Origin of the sequence: Mesorhizobium sp. LSJC285A00, from assembly GCF_000503155.1 — a bacterium.
In the GTDB taxonomy this organism is placed as follows: domain Bacteria; phylum Pseudomonadota; class Alphaproteobacteria; order Rhizobiales; family Rhizobiaceae; genus Mesorhizobium.
This window is the reverse complement of record NZ_AYVK01000036.1, coordinates 49587-68650: the sequence shown is the minus strand read 5'-3', so window position 1 is coordinate 68650 and position 19064 is coordinate 49587. Positions and strand designations below refer to the sequence as shown.

The 19064-nt window shown below is 58.7% G+C and carries 14 protein-coding genes and 1 pseudogene; 4 read left to right on the top strand and 11 right to left on the bottom strand.

Translation table 11 applies throughout. From position 1 onward, the window contains the following. Positions 1–7: 7 nt before the first annotated feature. Positions 8–667 carry a chitooligosaccharide deacetylase NodB gene (nodB, locus tag X726_RS144560; protein ID WP_023672235.1) on the bottom strand — a complete coding sequence of 220 codons (660 nt, stop codon included), beginning with the start codon at positions 665–667 and terminating at the stop codon, positions 8–10. After that, positions 664–1257, bottom strand: coding sequence for a NodA family N-acyltransferase (locus tag X726_RS144565; protein WP_023672234.1), 594 nt, complete (start codon positions 1255–1257; stop codon positions 664–666). Before X726_RS144565 ends, nodB begins: the two co-directional genes overlap by 4 nt. Positions 1258–1494: 237 nt before the next feature. Between X726_RS144565 and X726_RS144570 the strand changes: the two are divergent. Further along, positions 1495–2622 (top strand): annotated as a pseudogene (locus tag X726_RS144570) (hypothetical protein); the annotation flags it as partial. A gap of 613 nt (positions 2623–3235) precedes the next feature. Here the strand turns inward: X726_RS144570 and X726_RS144575 are convergent. Beyond that, entirely contained in the window at positions 3236–4267 is a 1032-nt protein-coding gene (locus X726_RS144575; protein ID WP_023672231.1) for a LacI family DNA-binding transcriptional regulator, read from the bottom strand. A gap of 304 nt (positions 4268–4571) precedes the next feature. Then, on the bottom strand, positions 4572–5903 hold the full coding sequence (locus X726_RS144580; RefSeq protein WP_031215335.1) for a dicarboxylate/amino acid:cation symporter: 1332 nt from the start codon (positions 5901–5903) through the stop codon (positions 4572–4574). A 1150-nt stretch (positions 5904–7053) separates the two neighbouring features. On the opposite strand from X726_RS144580, the gene nifA reads away from it, so the two are divergent. The 3 genes from nifA to X726_RS0136090 all read left to right on the top strand — a co-directional run bounded on the left by nifA (position 7054) and on the right by X726_RS0136090 (position 11320). Then, entirely contained in the window at positions 7054–8817 is a 1764-nt protein-coding gene (nifA, locus tag X726_RS144585) for a nif-specific transcriptional activator NifA (RefSeq protein ID WP_023672228.1), read from the top strand. A gap of 234 nt (positions 8818–9051) precedes the next feature. Continuing rightward, positions 9052–10191, top strand: coding sequence for a histidinol-phosphate transaminase (hisC, locus tag X726_RS144590; RefSeq protein ID WP_023750026.1), 1140 nt, complete (start codon positions 9052–9054; stop codon positions 10189–10191). An 88-nt stretch (positions 10192–10279) separates the two neighbouring features. After that, a complete protein-coding gene (locus X726_RS0136090; protein ID WP_031215332.1) occupies positions 10280–11320 on the top strand; it encodes an LLM class flavin-dependent oxidoreductase in 1041 nt (346 codons plus the stop codon). Positions 11321–11874: 554 nt separating this feature from the next. Here X726_RS0136090 and X726_RS144595 read toward each other — a convergent pair. The 7 genes from X726_RS144595 to nifB all read right to left on the bottom strand — a co-directional run bounded on the left by X726_RS144595 (position 11875) and on the right by nifB (position 18979). Beyond that, positions 11875–13767 (bottom strand): ABC transporter ATP-binding protein, encoded by a 1893-nt coding sequence (locus X726_RS144595; RefSeq protein ID WP_023672223.1) that lies wholly within the window; start codon positions 13765–13767, stop codon positions 11875–11877. Then, complete coding sequence (locus tag X726_RS144600) at positions 13767–15635, bottom strand: ABC transporter ATP-binding protein (RefSeq protein WP_023750028.1); 1869 nt, start codon at positions 15633–15635, stop codon at positions 13767–13769. The genes X726_RS144595 and X726_RS144600 overlap by 1 nt, the downstream gene beginning before the upstream one ends. A gap of 85 nt (positions 15636–15720) precedes the next feature. Next, positions 15721–16614 (bottom strand): SIR2 family protein, encoded by an 894-nt coding sequence (locus tag X726_RS144605; protein ID WP_023750029.1) that lies wholly within the window; start codon positions 16612–16614, stop codon positions 15721–15723. 32 nt (positions 16615–16646) lie between these two features. Beyond that, on the bottom strand, positions 16647–16859 hold the full coding sequence (gene nifT / locus X726_RS144610; RefSeq protein ID WP_023672220.1) for a putative nitrogen fixation protein NifT: 213 nt from the start codon (positions 16857–16859) through the stop codon (positions 16647–16649). Then, positions 16856–17176: a nitrogen fixation protein NifZ gene (locus X726_RS144615; RefSeq protein ID WP_023672219.1), complete on the bottom strand. Its 321-nt coding sequence runs from the start codon at positions 17174–17176 to the stop codon at positions 16856–16858. Before X726_RS144615 ends, nifT begins: the two co-directional genes overlap by 4 nt. Positions 17177–17274: 98 nt before the next feature. After that, complete coding sequence (locus X726_RS144620; protein WP_023672218.1) at positions 17275–17469, bottom strand: 4Fe-4S dicluster domain-containing protein; 195 nt, start codon at positions 17467–17469, stop codon at positions 17275–17277. Positions 17470–17500: 31 nt separating this feature from the next. Next, positions 17501–18979: a nitrogenase cofactor biosynthesis protein NifB gene (gene nifB / locus X726_RS144625; protein ID WP_023672217.1), complete on the bottom strand. Its 1479-nt coding sequence runs from the start codon at positions 18977–18979 to the stop codon at positions 17501–17503. Between the last annotated feature and the right edge of the window lie 85 nt (positions 18980–19064).

Here is a 19064-nt window from a genome sequence, read left to right as displayed (position 1 = left end):
TCGTTGTTCAGTGATGTTGAGGAAGTGAGCGGATTACAAATCCGCGCTCACGCAGTGCTGGAATCAGCCGGGACAGCGCCGTGACCGTCTGGTCGCGCATGCCGGCGTGAGCGCCCTGGCTCAACTCGCCGGGAGGGCATCCGTCGTGCAAGAGTACAATTGCGCCCGGCCGGACGGAGGCGAGCACTTTATCGATAATCGCCTCGACTCCAGGGCGAGACCAATCTCGAGGGTCGACGGACCAATGAAGGGCCGCCAGCCCGGCGATCTGTGATGCTGTGCAGACTTCTTCGCTCCAGGCGCCGTAGGGCGCGCGAACAAAGCGGACCGAGGCCTGCGGGCACGCTCTCATGATGGCGTCGTTCGCTTCAAAGACCTCACGTTGCACTTCGCCGAAACCGCATTGGTACAGATCCGGATGAGACATCGTGTGGTTGCCTACCTCGTGCCCTTCTGCGATCATCCGTTGGATTAGATATGGGTGCTCTAAGGCGTAGGCGCCGATGACGAAGAAAGTCGCCGGCACTCGCTGCTCTGCCAGCACGTCGAGAATCTCCGGTGTGAAAAGTGGATTGGGACCGTCGTCAAACGTCAGATAAACGCTTCGACGGCCGGTGCCGTCAGAGCACTCACGGCGCACTTCGTACAAGCAATCGGACCGGCTCATAGCTCTGGTCCGTTCCGATCTATCATCGTGCCCGTGGGCCATTCGCTGATCGGCCGTCCAACTGGCAGAACAATTGTGAGTGCGTCATCGATGCGTGTGGGCGGCAGGTCGAGGCGGGCCTCTGGTCGGGTGGAGCGCACGCGAATTCCCGACAAAACGGCCATAGGGCTGTATCGCCGTCCGAACCTCTCAACATGATTCCGCAGCGCGTCCCTGACCGTTCCGAAAGCGAATGGAACGCCAAGCTCCTGCAGTATTGGAAGCATGACATGGATTGAATGGGCGATTCCCAGACCCTCAAGGTCCGGACGTACCCCGTACAGGCCCAGTTCAGCCACCAACAGGTCGACCGCGTCGACCTTGATGAAACGGCGCAGTATGCCCATGTGAGCCGCTACACCGTTTGAATCATAGGCGATTACGCGGAGTTCAGGCCTGGCTCCGGCCCAGCTTCGACTACCTTCGAACGGTTCTGCGTTGGACGCCCCAGTCGGCCCGTACGTATCACGAAAGAACTCGGCGAGCTTAACGTGATCGGAGAGCTGCAACTCGTTTTCCCAGCACAACTTCCACTGCACCTGATGGCGCATTCAGGACCTCTCTTCATATTGGTTTTTGCGGCCGCATTACTCGACCAAAGCGGCGTTGTTGGCTGCACTCAGCCGTTGTCGTTGGCGAAGGTGAGCCAGACACTCTCTCGAAGTTCCGGCCCGTGTCGTCGATTTGAGCTTGACGTCGCTCATTTACGTTCCTCTAATGCATGGCTCGTAAATTCGTAAAATTGATTGTTTGAATGATACGCATCCACACGTTGGATAGAACATGACATGCGTTTTAAAGGGCTGGATCTAAATCTCCTCGTTGTGCTGGACGCTCTGATGAGGGAGCGTAAAGTCACTGCCGCGGCTCGCAGTATCAACCTGAGCCAGCCGGCCATGAGCGCCGCCGTTGCTCGGTTACGCGCCTATTTCAACGATGAGCTATTTACGATGAACGGCCGCGAGCTCATTTTGACACCGCGCGCCGACGGGCTCGCTCCAGCAGTCCGGGATGCATTGCTGCACATCCAGCTATCGATTATTTCCCCCGACGCCTTCAACCCGGCCCAATCGGATCGCCTCTTCCGAATCATGCTTTCCGATTACATCACGCTCGTATTTTTTAGGACGATAGTAGAGCGCGCTGCGCGGGAAGCTCCCGCCGTTCGCTTTGAATGTCTGCCTATTTGCGACGACCCCGAGGAGCTTCTCCGGCGCGGCGACGTTGATTTTCTAATCATGCCGGAAGTGTTCATGTCGAAACATCCTCGCGCAGCCCTGTTCGAAGATAAGCTCGTAGGCGTAGGCTGCGGCACGAACAAGCAGCTGTCGGAGCCACTTACATTCGAGCGATACTTGTGCATGGGACATGTTGTGCTCAAATTCAGGCACACCCGGCAGCCCACCATGGAGGAATGGTATTTGCTCGAGCACGGTTTCGAGAGACGTATCGAAGTTGTCGTACAGGGCTTTAGCCTGATCCCGCCCGTCCTGTCAGGCACCAACCGCATCGGAACCATGCCCTTACGGCTGGCGCAGCATTNGAGCACGGTTTCGAGAGACGTATCGAAGTTGTCGTACACGGCTTTAGCCTGATCCCGCCCGTCCTGTCAGGCACCAACCGCATCGGAACCATGCCCTTACGGCTGGCGCAGCATTTCGCAAAAACAACACCCCTGCGGATTGTCCAACTTCCGCCGCCACTTCCTCCTCCTGCATTCACGGAAGCCGTCCAATGGCCTGAGCTTCACAATAGTGATCCGGCAAGCATGTGGATGCGGGAAATGATGTTGCAGGAGGCATCTCGCCTGGCGCCTTTGCCTGAAATCATTGAGCGTCTCGGGCACGCCGATCCGACCTTTCGTTTCTTGGTACCGACTGCCACCTCGAAATCGCGTGCGAAGTCCCGGAAGATGTTGAGCCCCACCTAATCACCGCCTGTAAGACAGGCTGATCAGCATGTTCGACAAGCGCCGGCGCGGCGCGTGTTACCTACGTTCTGGGGCTGATCTCAGGCGAGTTGCTCGTCGAGGATGTGTGGCAGAGTGATGCCAGCTGCCTTGATTGCCCGCTTTGGCCGTAGGTGGTGACGACGCGAGCATTCTTTTCGATGGCGGCTTCTGGAGGCGGACGCGATCGCGTAGGAGCGGTTGCCCTTCGGGCGTCGGGCCTTTGGCCCGGCAGAGCGGCGCAGTTCCTTGCTAAGTGCGAGGGGCCGGAACGAGCAGAACACACGCCCGGGCTGCTACTGAATTGACTGCCGCCTCGATTTGCGTGCGAAGTCCCAGAAGATGGTTAGCCCGGTTAAATTCCTACCTTGCCGGCTGTGCCGCGGCTTTTCACGTGCAGCCAGGCGAGGAGATGGCGGTCGACGAGGTCGACGCCAAATGGACTGTGCTGGCCTCGCTCGGCTCCTGCCGTGCGGGATCATTGACCACACCCCCTGCACGAGAACGTGGGGCATGTTGGCAAGTGAAGCCGGTGGAGGTTGACGCTGCGGATCTAGGCAATCTACCTCGCGCTTCCGCCTTCATATATTTTCCGGCAGATGGATGTCGAACGGCAGAAATGTCTGTCCGGGTGTTTCGGCGGTGCCGGTCTCGATAGCCCGTGTCATCAGCGTTATCAGCTCCTGGCAAAGCCGGCGCATTGGCGTGGCGACCGCCATCGTGACGATGTTATCTGCAAGCGCTGCCCGAGACTCAGGTGTGATTTCATTCACGATCGCGACGAGATCCCGACTTTTGCCCTCTTCTCGGAGCGCGGAGATGGCGCCCTCCATGCCGCCGCCGGCGACATAGAAGCCGACGAGCTCGGGCTCCCGCTGCATGAGATCAAGCGTTGCCTCGTAGGTGATCTGCCGTTTCTCGAGGTTCATGACCGGATCCAGCACCTCGAACGTGGGCGCGTTCTCACGGCAATAGGAGCGAAAGCCGACGTCACGGAGCTCGTGCCCCTGGAAACGATGGCTGCCGACAAACACCGCCACTTTGCCGGGCCGTTTTGCGACCTTGGACACCATCCAAGCGGCCGTGCGCCCCACCTTGCGGTTGTTGAGGCCGATATACCCCTGTCGCACGCCGGCGGCGAAGTCGGAAAGCAGCGAGAAAACCGGAATGCCCTTGGCCTTGAGGTCCTCAACCGCTGCTGTGATTTTCGGGTGGTCCGGTGCCACCATCGCGATTGCATGGCAGCGTGCGCCCAACTCCTTGAGCGGCGCGATCAGGTCGCTCGGCATATGTGACGGGGCGAATTCGACGAGCGGAATGCCGTGGAAGGACTGGGCCAAATTGACCGATGCTTCGACCTCGCGCGCAAAATCTTGGTAGAAATGCTGGGCCGGTTTTCTCAAGATGAAGCCCAGACGGTAGTGCGGTAGGTCTCGCCGCAACCGCTGCTTGATTAGCCCGGCAGCATGATAGCCGATCGCCTGGGCGGCGTCGTGGACCCGCCGCGCGGTCTCCTCGCGCACCGGATGGCGGGCGTTCAGAACCCGATCGATCGTTGCTACGCTGACTCGGGCTTCGCGGGCGAGATCGGCAATTGTGGGGCGCTTGGTCATAGGTCCTATTCTGATTGGTTTTTGACGCGGGCCGGCTCTCTGTCCGCCTAACGCGTTTCGGTTTCGGGTGGCAAAGTGAAGACGTCCCCATACGAATGGGCACAGCGTGTTGGACGAACATCATTGCAGACGTAAACCGGCCGGGTATACTGAAAGGCTCATTCGCTTAAAGGGCGGTGACGATTTGCACTCACACATTTAGCGCTTCTGATACATGGTCCGTGAGGAGCCGTTTAGAGGCTGCGGGTCGGTCGTTCAGTTATGTGACCAGCTAAGCGACTTCACAGGTCGTGGGCCGCCCACCTTACTTGCAGGAGGGTAGCCGGTTTGATGCCTCGGTAAGCTGATGACCGCTGAAGGCAGCTTTCATCTGTGCTCGGTCCAACTCTCCTTCCCAGCGTGCGACGACGAGGGATGCCACTGCGTTGCCGACGCAATTCGTCAGCGCCCGGCATTCGGACATGAATCGGTCGATGCCGAGTATCAGTGCCATCCCAGCAACGGGAACACTCGGAACTACCGCGAGCGTAGCCGCCAGGGTGATGAAGCCCGCACCTGTCACACCTGCAGCGCCCTTGGAGGAAAGCATTGCTACGAGCAGCAGCAGCACCTGATCGCCGATGGACAGATCCGTGTTCGTCGCCTGTGCGATGAAGAGAGCCGCTAGCGTCATGTAGATATTCGTGCCGTCCAGATTGAACGAATATCCGGCCGGGATGACGAGACCCACAACCGAACGCCTGGCGCCCGCCTTCTCCATTTTCTCCATCAGCGACGGGAGCGCCGCCTCCGAGGAGGACGTTGCGAGGACAAGCAGCAGCTCTTCCTTGATGTAACGAATGAGAGAACAAATCGAAAAGCCGTTGTAACGGCAGACTGCGCCGAGAACCCCGAACACGAAGAGGAAGGCGGTGAAATAGAACGTCGCGACCAGCATCGCGAGGTTGACTACCGAACCGATGCCATATCTGCCGATGGTGAAGGCCATCGCGCCAAAAGCGCCGATCGGCGCGGCCTTCATCAGAATTCCGACGAGCTTGAAGACAGGCACAATGAGCGCCTGGAGGAAGGAAACGACAGGCTTGCCCGTCTCTCCGGCCATCGCAAGCGCCATGCCGAACAGAACCGAGAAGAACAGCACCTGCAGGATGTCGCCTTCCGCGAAGGCACCGACGATCGTTGGCGGGATAATGTTCATCAGGAAGCCGGTGACCGACTGCGCTTTGGCTTTTGCGGCATAGGTATTCACGGCCTGGACATCGAGCGAGGCCGGATCGATGTTCAGGCCGTCGCCAGGCTGGACGACATTGGCGACGATGAGGCCGACGATCAGCGCGAGCGTTGAGAAGGTGAGGAAATAAACCATTGCCTTGCCGGCGACCCGGCCGACCTTATGAAGATCGTTCATGCCGGCAATGCCGGTCGCAATTGTCAGGAAGATGACAGGCGCGATGATCATCTTGACCAGCTTGATGAAGGCATCACCCAGCGGCTTCAGGCTCTCGCCGGTCTCCGGATAAAAATAGCCAATTGCGACGCCGAGCGCGATGGCGGCAAGCACCTGGGCGTAGAGCTTGGTGTAGAAGGGTTTGCGGGGGGGCGCGGGACTCGCGCCGCGGACTTGTGCAGCTGACACTGTTTCTCTCTCCCTGACCGGATCGAGGTGGCGTGACTTCTCCCGGGCTTCTCCCTATCGCGGCGCTCCGGTCGAACGCTGCACCAACGCCGCCGCAATACCCATGCCAGATGAATCCGCATCACCTGAACTGATGTGGGCTCGCCAATGATGGAGGAGCGGTGTCAGACCAGCGGGCAAGGCCGCGGTCCGAACGCCCTTGATGGTCTCTGGCAGAGTGCTGCCGGTCGATCCCTCTGGCTAGCGGTTTTGCTGCACAGAGCGTGGTGGGTTCCTCGTTAGCCGGCTTTGGACCGGGCCCCATCGTTGGCGCCAGCGCGTACCAATAGGTCGCCTGTTCAAGGCCGTCCAGATGACAGGCTAACTTACCCCTGTTCGGAAGCGCTCGTTTCTAGACAGCCTACGACCATGCAGCCACTGCAATCACAGAATAAATTCGGACGGCCTTTTGGACGACCCATTTTGCAAATCAACGCCCGCAGCAGGGGCAGCCGTTTCCAAGCGGTCGCATCGTAATCTGTTCAGACTTTTCGATACGCTCATTGAGTGTGCCGATTTCGGCCCCCAGTGATGATGCTGACCACGACGATGCGATTCATAAAGTTGCGAGCACCGCCTAGGAAGTCGTACTCAACGCCAGCTTCGCGCCTTCACACCCGACATCGCCGCCGCCTGATCAACTCGAGAAAGATGGCGGTTGCCGCAACCGACCAGTGCCGTTGGCGGTTATTATCGCTCCCGACCCTCCTTCGCGGGCGCTGGTGAATGGCACGGCCCCGCATTTACACTCCGCGCGGTCAGCCGCTCGGGCAACGCATGGCCGGCCCGTATTTCTGCTTCAACGCAAGATAGAACTGATGAATCCTATCATAGGCCGCGAGGTTTCCTTTCACAGATGAAAGAAAGCTCGATTGACTATGCCGCCTCGCTCCAGTCTTTTGAAAACAACGTGTGTTTGCCCGGGGCAAGCCAATAACATGGCCAAGCCTCGTGGAGGGAGTAGCCAAGCGATGCGTCAGGGCTAGACCCGCTTTGCACTCGACCACACGGCGGCGGCACGAGTTCACGTCGGAGCATTTTCGCGCGTGCCCACGATGTCGCGGCGCACATGCCGCCAGCCTAGATTTGATGGCGCGAGATCGAGGATCACATGCACCACAACATTAGCAAGTCAGAACAGAATGCCCGCGACTGCGGCATATCGCTGCCGAATGCGATAAAGGGTTGTCCAAAGTCCGACACGAATCCTGCGAGTGTGGCATTGCACGAGCGCGCGCTAACCGGCATCTTCGAAATATCGAAAGTACTCGCCGATGCCGCCCGGCTCGAACTCAAGTTGGCCAAGGTAGTCGATCTCCTGCACTCGTTTGTGCAGATGCGGCACGGCATCATCGCTCTCTGCGATGCCGAGGGCGGACTGGACATCACAGTGGCCAGCGGCTGCGGCACGAACGGCAATGAGCCCTCCCGCTCGCGCCTGCCGCGCAACGCCATCGACCAGATTGTGACGACCGACACGCCGCTTGTCGCCGACGACATAGTGATGCATCCGACCTTCACTGCCGCTGATATCGAGGTGCTTGGGGCCTCCGACACCGTGTCGTTCATCGGCGTTCCCATTCGTGTTGATGGGAACGCCATAGGCGCGCTGACTTTGGACCGGGTTTTGGAAAGCAGGTCAAGCTATCGGCTCGACGATGATGTCCGGCTGCTTACCATGATTGCCAACATGGTGGGACAGACAGTCAAGTTGCATCGCTTCTCCGCGGTCGACCGCGAGCGAACGCCGGAGCTGGAACATCGGCTGCAAACGAAATTTTCTGATGTTAAGCACCCTGCACCCCGGCGCAAAAAGGTCCACGTCGAGGGGATGATTGGTGACAGTCCGGCTATAAGCGCCCTGCTGGAGAAGATCGCGGTCGTAGCGAAGGCAAAAACCACAGTTCTGTTGCGAGGTGAGTCCGGTACCGGGAAGGAGCTGGCTGCCAAGGCAATTCACGAGTTGTCGCCGCGCGCCAAGCGGCCCTTCGTTAAACTCAATTGTGCAGCGCTCCCAGAGACAGTCCTGGAATCCGAATTGTTCGGTCATGAGAAGGGTGCCTTCACAAGCGCATTCAATTCCCGCAAGGGGCGTTTTGAGCTCGCTGACAAGGGGACGTTGTTTCTGGATGAGATCGGCGAGATCTCGGCCTCGTTCCAGGCAAAGCTACTGCGCGTGCTGCAGGAGCAGGAGTTTGAGCGCGTCGGCAGCAATCAGACCATCAAGGTCGATGTTCGCGTGATTGCCGCCACGAACAGGAACCTGGAAGAGGCGGTTGCAAGGAATGAGTTCCGCGCCGACCTATACTACCGCATCAACGTGGTTCCCTTGCTGGTACCAGCATTGCGCCAAAGGCGCAGCGATATTCCGCTCCTCGCAGCTGAGTTTCTCAAGAAGTTCAACGACGAGAACGGCTGTACGCTCACCTTCGATCCGCGTGCGATTGAAGTGCTGATGAAATGTGAGTTTCCCGGCAACATTCGCGAGCTTGAAAATTGCGTGCACCGGACAGCGATCCTGGCCGAGGGACTGTCAATCGGGAGAAACGACTTTGCCTGCTCCCAAGGCCAATGCTTTGCCGAGGCGCTGTGGAAGTGCAGATCGGGCAAGGCCGCGCTGCAACCACCGCCGATCCTGCCGGAGTCAGCGAATTTGGCCACGCCCCCGGACGAGGCCGCCAGTTCGGCCGCGACTAACCCACTTGCCGGCGCAACCCACCCAATTGGCGCGAGGACGCCCGATATAGAGCGCGTCATTGCTGCCATGGAAAGATGTGGCTGGGTGCAGGCAAAGGCAGCGCGCTTGCTTGGGCTGACCCCGCGCCAGATTGGCTACGTGCTGAGGAAATACGGCGTCGAGATCAAGCGTCTTTGAAAGCATGACCCTGGGCATGAGCTGAGCAGCTTAGCGCCTTGGCGCCGCGCAGCGATGCAGATCCGCGTGCGCGTCAACTCGATTCGACCGAGGACAGGTGGCTGAATTCCCATGTCAGCCGGCGCTGCGACCATTGTGTGAAAGGCAACCCTGCCATCGTCCAATCCCGTCCGCCATGTTGCTCTCGTTGCGAGCTCATGCGGATGCCCCTGTGTGACTGAAACGGAGTTAAATATGTCCGACGCAAAACTGCAAACTGTGCTTTCGGCTCTTTCGCAAGTGACACGACAGTTGGATGCTCTGCCGTCCAACGGACCAGCGCCGGACGCAAATTTTATCAAGCTGAATACAAATGAGAACCCGTTTCCGTTGCCGCCAATCATAATGCAAAGTGCAGTGGCGGCCCTCAAGCGCCAGTATCTATATCCGGATGACGATAACTTCAGACTGAGGGAAGCAGCGTCCAGCGCCTATGGCGTTTCCAGGGATCAGGTCATCGCTGGCAACGGGTCGTCTGAACTGCTCGGACTGATCTACAGAGCTTTCCTCGCACCCGGCGACAAGGTTGCGATGATGTCGCCAGGGTTTTCGTTCAACCGCAAACTTGCCATGCTCCAGGGCGCTGAGTTCCTCGAAATCGGATGTCAAGCTCATTCCCTGCCAATGGAGCAATTGCTTTCTGGTCCGGCAAAAGACGCCAAGTTTATTATGTTGGCCAATCCAAACAATCCGACCGGAACATTCCTCCCGATAAGCGATATCGAACGCCTCGTAGCACAATCGGACCGCTTGATTGTCCTCGATGAGGCCTACGTCGACTTTGCACCCGATCACGGACTGCGCCTCATCAACCGGTATTCGAACCTTCTGGTCTTGAGGTCATTCTCGAAAAGCTATGCCGCCGCCGGCATTCGCGTCGGTTTCGGTTTCGGTCACCCTGAAATTATTGGAAGGCTGCGAAACATCCAGAACGTCTTCAACATGAACGTGATCGGGCATGCCGTTGGTATCAGCGTGCTTGAGCATCGCGGCGCCTACGCAGACAACCACAAGCACATCAAGGATGAACGAGAGCGAGTGACAGTTGCACTATCGCAACTCGGATTTTCCGTAACACCCTCCCGCGCAAATTTCTTGCTGGCCCGTGTGCCCGCGGGACAGGACGGCTCATGGTGGCAAGCAGCATTGGAGAGGCAAAAGATACTTGTCGCGTTTTTTCCGGACAAAGGCTTGGAACACTGTATCCGCGTCAGCATCGGCACAAAAGAGCAGATGGATGAATTTCTTGCTGCCGCTGGCGACATTGCTGGAAGCTTAACGGTGCCAAGCTCCAGAGGCAGGGAAGCGTCAGGCTCTGCTTCTTCGTTACGCTGACGCTAATCGGCGATCACACACATCTCTTCCGACTTGCTGGTGATCCCAGCAAGAAAACAGCCTGCTTTTAAAATCGGGGACTTAAAGAGTGACAAACGTCTTTCCTTCAAACCTGGCTTTCGGCATCTTCGATCATTTGGATGAGGATGGCCGCGATATAGGCCGGCAGTACGAAGATCGCCTGATATTAGCAGAGGCGTGCGATCAGCTAGGGTTCTATGCCTATCATCTCGCAGAACACCACTGTACTCCCCATGGGAGAGGTCCATCGCCGAATCTGTTCTTATCGAGCGTCGCCCAGCGCACCCGGCGCTTGCGTCTCGGACCCTTGGTGATGCTGCTTGCGCTTTATCATCCGCTGCGTGCGTTCGAAGAGATCTGTATGCTGGACCAGTTGAGCGGTGGCAGGCTCGAACTGGGCATAGGGCGCGGTGCTCTCCCGACCGAATTGGGCTACTTCGGGATTGGTGCGGACGCGGTGCCGGGCCGTTATGCCGAAGCCAGCGAAATTCTTATGCAAATACTTGTGGATTCGAGGGAGGTCGGCACGCTATGCTATCAAGGCCGCCATTTTGATCTCAATGACGTTCCTTTGACGCTAAGACCTCATCAGCGTCCACATCCGCCCACATGGGTCGCTGCCAATCGACCCGAGTCCACAGCTTGGGCCGCTGCGAATGGAACAAATATCGCGTGTGTAGGACCTTCCTCTTCTGTTCGCAAAACTACTGATGCGTTCCGCGCCTATCGAGAGGACAACGCAGGCGGGGGGGATCAAGGGAGATTTGTCGGATTGCTCCGCATGGTCGTGATTGGGCGTTGTGACACACATGCCTATTCGCTCGCGGCACCTGCTTACGCACGCTGGCTCAAGAGCTTCCAATTCCTTTACGAGCTTAACGCTATCCCCACTCCACCAAACTTGCCGCTAACCTTCGATGCGGCAGTCGAGAGTGAATTGTGCGTGGTAGGATCAGCAGAGTCTGTGCGAAAAGCTCTGCTAGATCAGTTGGAAGAGGCAGGTGCCAACTACCTGCTTTGTCAAATGGCATTTGGAAATCTGCCGCTAGATGCTTCCCTTTACACCGCGAGGACCATTCAGTCCGAAATCATGGCTCGACTTGGCTGACCATGTGCTCGAGCTTGCACGTGGTGGGGCGGGCAATCGGGAGGAGGCCAAACTGACGACGAGCAGGCGGCACAGAATACCAGCTTGTGCGTTGGCTGGCGTCTGGGCCATCGTGTGAACATGCACGATCCTAAGGAGAGGGTAGCCGAGCGCGTCACGATGCCGGCACGCGTCTGCTCGTCGCGCTGGCGCTAGTCGTTGCCCATAGCCAGCCGCAGGAGGTTCTTCTCGCCCGGGGCGGCGTCGGTGCGGCGCCCACTAATCCAGCTTCATCAGCGGCCCGTCGGTGGCAAAGCCGTCGCTCGCTACGGCGCTATTGAGGGCGCGCTCGCGAGCGGCTTTGCGACGCCCAGCCAACACCTCCAGCGAGCTCGCCCGATGATGGTGGTGCACCGCGGTCGGATACGATGCTGGAGGAAATCGTTCGCAGCCGGTCTTCACGAATTGCGAGGAGTGCTCGTTCTTGAGTGCTGGCTGCTGGCCGGATGCGGTGGCCTGAGTGGTCTGCCGACACGCCCGAAAGTCAACGCCACTACCACAAGGCCGCCAAGATGTCAGGTCTGAGAGCCAGCTTGGACGGTGGTATCGTGTTCGGGAAGGTCGTCGAAGGAGGCGTAGTTGAGATAGTAGAGTTTGGAATACAGGCCGCCCATGGCTATTAACTCATCGTGGTTGCCAGTCGCAATAACTTGGCCATTCTGAAGCACGATGATGCGGTCGGCCCCCCGGACCGTGGCGAGACGGTGGGCGATGACGAGGCCAGTCCGCCCTTCAAGCAGCTTGATCAGAGCCTTCTGAATCTGCAATTCCGTGTAGCTGTCGATATTGGCGGTAGCTTCGTCGAGCACGAGGATCTTGGCGTCAGCGACGAGGGCGCGGGCGAAACTGATAAGCTGGCGCTGGCCGAGAGATAAGTTGTCGCCGCGTTCGCCAAGTTGGGTCTCATACCCGTCGGCGAGGCTCATGACGAAGTCATGCGCGCCGACAGCCTTGGCCGCCTCGATCACCTTGTCGCGCGTGGCTTCCGTCTTCTGGTATCGAATGTTCTCGAAGACCGTCCCGGTGAACAGGAATGGCTCCTGCAGCACCATGGCGATCTGGCGGCCGAGCGATTCCTGGGTGAGGTCGCGTACATCATGTCCGCCGACCAGCACCTGACCCTGCTGAACATCATAGAAGCGGTGGACCAGGGCCATCGCACTCGATTTGCCAGAACCGCTCGGTCCGACTAGTGCGACCGTCTCGCCCGGATTGACCTTGAACGAGACATTTTTCAGAACCGAACGGTTCGGATCGTAGCCGAAGGTGACGTCCCTAAACTCGACCGAGCCGTCCATTTCGGGCGAAAGCACCTCGGCATTGGGTTTGTCCTTAACATCGATCTTGACGTCGAGCACATCCGTCAGGCGCTTGCCTGAGGCCATGGCGCGCTGCATGACCGAATATTGCAGGGTGAGTGAGCGGATCGGGTCAAAGAAGCGCTGGATGTAAAATAGGTAGGCTACCAACACGCCCACATCTATACGGCTATTCATGACCATCGAGCCGCCGACCACAATAACGGCGGCCAAGGCGAGGCCGGTGATGCCATCGACGATGGGCACCATGACCAGTGCATATCTGGCAGCGATCAGGTGGGTCCTGAGGTTGGCATGGGCCCGATCGTCAAAAAGACTGAAATTCACCTGCTGGCGGTCCATTGACTGTATGGTCCGCACGCCGTGAATGGCTTCGGCCAGCGCGCCATTGACGACGGAATTGGTTTCGTGTGCAGCCATGAAGGCGTCGCGGGCACGCGGCAACCAGACAATGCGGACGATCACCAGGATCGGCAGAACCGATAGCGTCAGGAGGCCGAGGCGAAAGTCGAGCCACAGCATTACGAAAACGATGCCGAAGAGAAGCGCAACATCGCCTAGGGAATATACCGAGGTTTCCAGGAACTCCTGTATGGAGTTAACGTCGCCTTGCAGGCGCGACATCAGGCGTCCGACCTCGGTCTTGTCCATGAAAGAGAGCGAAACCTTTTGCAGATGGCCAAACATGGCGCGGCGGATGTCGAACAGGACAGTTTCGGCCATTTTCCCATCCAAGGCTTCCTGCATGTAGCCGGCGGCGAAATTGACCAAAATCGCCGAAAGGAACGCGCCGACGGCCGCAAGCTGGGCTGAGCGATCGGGCCTTGCCGGGTTCATGCCGAGGTCGATCGCGTAGCGGATGATCAAGGGGATGAGAAGCTGCGTCCCGGTGAAGATCAGCATCGCGACAATCGTGACAACTACCTTTGCCCGGTAGGGATGGACGAAGCCCCAGATGCGACGGAGGATGCTCTTGTCGAAAGCCCGGCCGAACATCTCCTCCTCGATCCGGTGCGAGCCGACGACCGCGCGCGGAGGGCGTCTCCCGTCGTCAGGTTCGGCTTCGAGTTCGCCGCGGCCCTGGTCCATCAGCGGGCGCCCCCATCCTGGCTAATAATGCTATCACCCGGGCACGTCTGGAGATCGTAAAGGGCCCTGTAGCGTCCCCGCTTCGCCAGAAGCTCTTCATGCGTGCCGCGTTCTACGATTTCGCCTTTATCGACAAAAAGGATTTGATCGGCATGCTTAAGCGCACTCAGCCGGTGCGCGATGATGATCGTCACCCGATCCTTTGCGAAGCGCCGCATCGCCGCGCGAATGCGCAGCTCGGTGCCGGCATCGATCGCGGCCATCGAGTCGTCGAAAATGATGACGGAGGGGCGCAGCATCATGGTGCGAGCAATCGTGAGACGCTGGCGCTGGCCGCCAGAGAGAGAAACGCCGCGTTCGCCCACGACCGTCTCATACCCTGCCGGGAGCCCGAGGATGTAGTCGTGGAGCTGGGCGAATTCTCCAGCGCGTTCAATTCGCTGTCTCTTCGCCCAGGGATCGCCATAAGCGATGTTGTTCTCGATCGTTGTTGTGAATAGGAACGCATCCTGCTGTACAACCGCGACCGCCTTGCGAAGGCTCTCGAGGGTGACATTGCGTATGTCCTGGCCGTCCAACGTGATGGCGCCACCGGTCACGTCGTAAAAGCGGGGGACCAGATGAGCCATCGTCGATTTGCCGGAACCCGGCGGACCGACGATAGCGATCGTCTCGCCTCTCCGGGCCTCAAAGCTGAGGTTCTTCAGAATGGCGCGGTTTTCGGCGTTGGGGTAGGCAAATGAGACATTGTGGAAGCGCAGAGTGCCGTCACTTATCTCAAGCGGTCTGGCCTCGAGAGCATCCCTGATGGTGATCTCCTGATCGAGGAGACCGAAAAGCCGCGAACCGCAGCTAGAAGCGCGGGCAAACGCATTGACCATGAGACCGATCTGGCGGACTGGCATTTGCAGCATGGTCATGAAGGTCAGGAAGGTCGCCATGGTTCCGACGCTGATCTCGCCAGCGACGAGCTTGTTGCCACCGATCCCAAGCACCAATCCCATTGCGAAAAAGTAGGACAAGGTCATCGCCGACGTGTTGGGTACGTAGATGTCAACGAGATCGTTGGCGAGGTCGAGCGCGTTCTTGGAAGCGCCGTCGAACTTCAGCATCTCATAGGATTGAGCCGCAAAAGCGCGGACCACACGGATACCTGCGAGATTTTCCTTCATCACGCGGCTTAGTACCGAAAGGCGCTCATAGAGGTCGAGCCAGGTGGCGCGCAGCCTAAGCTGTGTGGTCGATGAGCGCCAAGCGACAAAAGGCACGAAGCTGAGCGCGGCCAAGCCGAGCATCGGATCGGTCGAGATCATCATGTAAGCGCCAATCCCGATCAGCATCGTCAGCAGGAGCACCCGCATGAGCCCGGTGGAAAAATACATCCGCACGCCTTCGAGATCGAGCATTCCGGCGGTTATCAGATCGCCTGAATGGACCCGGTCGTGAAAGGAAAAGCTGAGACGCTGGATCTTGTCGTAGTAGGCGAGCCGCAATTCGTACGCGACATGATGCCCGACGGCTTCGGCAAAATAGTTCTGCGCCATCGTGAAAACGCCGCGTAGCGCGCTGACGGCGAGCAGCAGGAGAGCCGGGGCCCAGAGCGCTTGTCCTGCCGCAGCCCCCGCGACACCGCCCCCGATAGCTGTCTGGGTCTGGTCGACAGCCCGGCCGAGAAGCTGGGGAATGAGCAACTGGAGGATTGCCGCCATGATCGTCGAGCCCATAGCGAGGGCGACCTGCCACGGATGGCGCAGATTCATACGCGTGATGCGCAACAGCGTACTCAAATCCCGGCCCCAGCGCGCCGCTTCAACATGGGCCAACGAATTCAGTGCGTTCGTTGCGCCGCTGACAGCTTCACTGTTCACGGGTGTATTCCCGACTGCATTTTGCGCCTTCGAGGAAAGCCGAAGCAGACATCATCAAAGGCATCCGCCATTGTTAATCCCGTCCTCAACCTGCAGCCGTGCCCGTTCCCACCAGCCGAGCCGCCGCTTGACTTAGTGGCATGTCGATCACCGTGATTCCGCTTGCCGCAAGAAAACGCGCTTCGTTTCTGGTCAGGGTTTCCGCGTCCATTACGGTGCAATAGGGACCGCGGGAGCGCTTCATGATCTGTCTGGCGTAGGTGCGCAGCATCTGATCGTTGAAGCGGCAGCCAACGAAGAAAAATCCACGGGTGATGCGCCGTTCCTTCACAGCGTCTGGGATCGGTGTCTGGATATCAATTTCGGACAGGACTTCGACGTAGTCGGAATCTGCGACGAGAAAGTTTTGCGCGGGCGTAATACTCCCGTGAGGTGAATAGAGAACCGTCTTGGCCCCCAATCGGGGGTCGAGCTCCCTCCCGGACAAATCGTAGGTTTTCGTCCAAATGTTGCCGATTTCATTCGCGCGCGTGACGCCTTGTATCTCAAGGACGTCCGTTCGACCGGTCTCTACCAGAGCCGTGCGCATCGCGCTGTCATACCAGCTGTCGATGATGAGGGAGAGTGGCAGCCTTGCGAGCCAGGCGTGGAAGGGGGTCGGCCCCACCGGCGCTGCGAATATGTCGGTCATCCAAGCTTGAAGCGTCCGGCGATGCCGGCGCTGTTCGATGAACTGTGCAACCGACCACATATTGGTGCGGATCCTGGAAGGGGCTGGAGCCCGTGCATTGAGTGCCGCGGCAACAACCTCCGGGGTATGCGGCACAGGCGGTTCCACACTGTTCAACTCAAGAAGACCCGGACCGAGATAGGGGATCACCTCATCGGCGGCGAGCGCTTCCTTCGCCAGGTCAAGCAGCTTTTCAGCAAAACTGTCCCGCACAATGACGAGGTGGCCCGATGTCAGGATCGTGTTCATCTCGTTTCCTCGCGACGCACCTAGGGGCAGCATCAGCCCTCTTCGGAAATCTTCCTTGCCTCGACGGTGATCGGCAGACGCGTATCATGTGGGAGATCGGGTAGGAGGAGCCGCCACCCGTTCCTGAGCGTGACCGTTCCGCCCCACAACTCTTCCTTCTCGAGTTTGATGATCGGCTCTTCGAGGTCCTTTTTGGGGACATACGCTGACAAACCAGCATCGGTCCTGCGGATCATGACTTTCATCTGGCCGTCCCTTCATTGGTATTGCTTTCAGCACTGCAGGGCGCCTCGGCCTCGTCGAGGCTCATCAGTTCACGCGCTCGCATACCGACTACGGTGCCACGGTCGATCCACTCGACCGCATAGATGAAGAACTGCTGGAGAAAGGTGCCAATGTCGCGCACATATCCCTCGTCCCCCTTCCGCACGAGATTTTCGCCGATCTCCCTGCCAGGATAGGTGCCGTCATTCTTTATGTGGCGAGTGGCACGTACCCGCTCTCCCGGCATGAATCGTGGAGGCCTGCGGATTTCGATCTCCTCTTCGCGTCCGAGCGACATGTCCGTTCCCTGATTTCTCTTGCGGCTGAGATTGCGAACAAGGCGCTCCAGGCGTCCTGCGTAGGCAGCCCCCAACCATGTCGGCAGTCCAATGTCCGTTACGCAGGAACGCAGGTCTTCGGCACCGGACATACCGAGGCACATTGCTGCGCATCGAAGACCCCCTCGCATTCGGTGCACTTCTGTGACTCGATCACGTAGCTCTCGCCTTTGAACTTGATCGCGCCGGAAGGACATTCGAATTCGCAGGCGCCGCATTGGGTGCATTGGGATGCGATGATCTTGAAAGCCATTTTAACTCCTGGTCCGAATGAATGAGACAGCTCAGGCCGTCGCCGCGAGTGTGGGGGTCCCAGATGCGGCGATGTAAATCGCGCTGATTGCTGTCTCGATATAGTCATGGGCACAGGCGTCGGTGGCTCTGATTCCAGCCTCCGCGAGCTGATCCTGCGGGCAATTTCCAATCTTGGCGCACAGCACGATATCTATGCCTTGAAGCGCTGCGATGACGCCATCGAGGGCGGCTTCTGCGCCCCAGCCGCCAAGGCAATACTTGTCCACCTTCCGATGCCCGACGAAGCTGATCCCTTTCAGCGAGGCTTGATAAACCTGGAATTCCTTCGCATGGCCGAAATGCTCATTGACGCGGCCGCCGCCCTTGGTCGCCACCGCGAAGAGAAGGGACTTGCCGGGGCTCGCTGCCTTGACCAATCCGATCGCTTCTCTCCTAGCCTCGACGTGATCACGGCGCTCCTCCGCGACCAGCTCCCGATAGGCCTTGCGTTTGCTGGCATCGTAGGTGACCTCGCCGGGAATCCGGTCGACTGTGAATTCCTGGCCACGATCTTCTCCGAGCAGGCCCACGGCATCTGCCCGGCACTGCCGGCAGTGGCGCATCAACTGGGCGCCGTTTTCGACACGATCCTGAAGAGCCTTCATCTCCATTGCGTTTGGGCCGCGCTGCCCGCTCAGACCGTAGTGCGTGCCGTGGGCCGGGTCCGAAATCAGCGGCATAAGGTTGTGCAGGAACGCGCCTCGCTCCTTAATCCATCTATTCACCTCGATCAGATGCTCATCATTCACGCCCGGGATCACCACCGAGTTGATTTTGGTGAGGATGCCCCGCGCGGTCAGCATCTCCAGGCCCAACATCTGCCGCTGGTGCAGGATCCGGGTGGCTTCAATGCCGACGTAGCGGCGATGATCGTGAAAGATCCAAGGATAGATCTTTGCACCGACCTCAGGGTCGACCATGTTGATCGTGATCGTCACGTGATCGACATTCATGTCAGCAAGCTCATCGACATGGTCGGGCAGCGCCAGCCCATTCGTGGATATGCAAAACTTGATGTCTGGGATTTCCCTGGCGACCCTGGCGAAGGTCGCCTTCGTCTTCTTCCAGTCGTAGCAGGCGTCGCCCGGTCCGGCGATGCCGAGCACGGAAAGCTGCGGCACCTCATTGGCGACCGCGATCACCTTGCGTAGCGCCTGATCGGGCGTCAGCTTTTCAGAGGCCACCCCAGGCCGGCTTTCGTTGGCGCAGTCATATTTGCGATTGCAGTAGTTGCACTGGATGTTGCAGCCCGGCGCGACCGCGACGTGCATACGCGCGAAATAGTGATGCGCCTCTTCTGAAAAGCAGGGGTGATCCTTGATCTTCTCCCAGACAGCCGGATCCTTGTCGTCGGGCTTTGTCGACGAGCCGCAGGACGAAGACGCGCAGCCCCCGAGTTTCATGGTGCCAAGCAACTGGTCACCGAATGTCGTGCTGAGGCTCTCAAGCGAAATTGCCGGTGCAGACATGAACGGCTCCGTTGCTGCGTGATGTCGCAGTTCAAAGCGCAAGAGCTATGCCAGCCCAAAGAGCTGTTTCGGTTCATTGAATAGG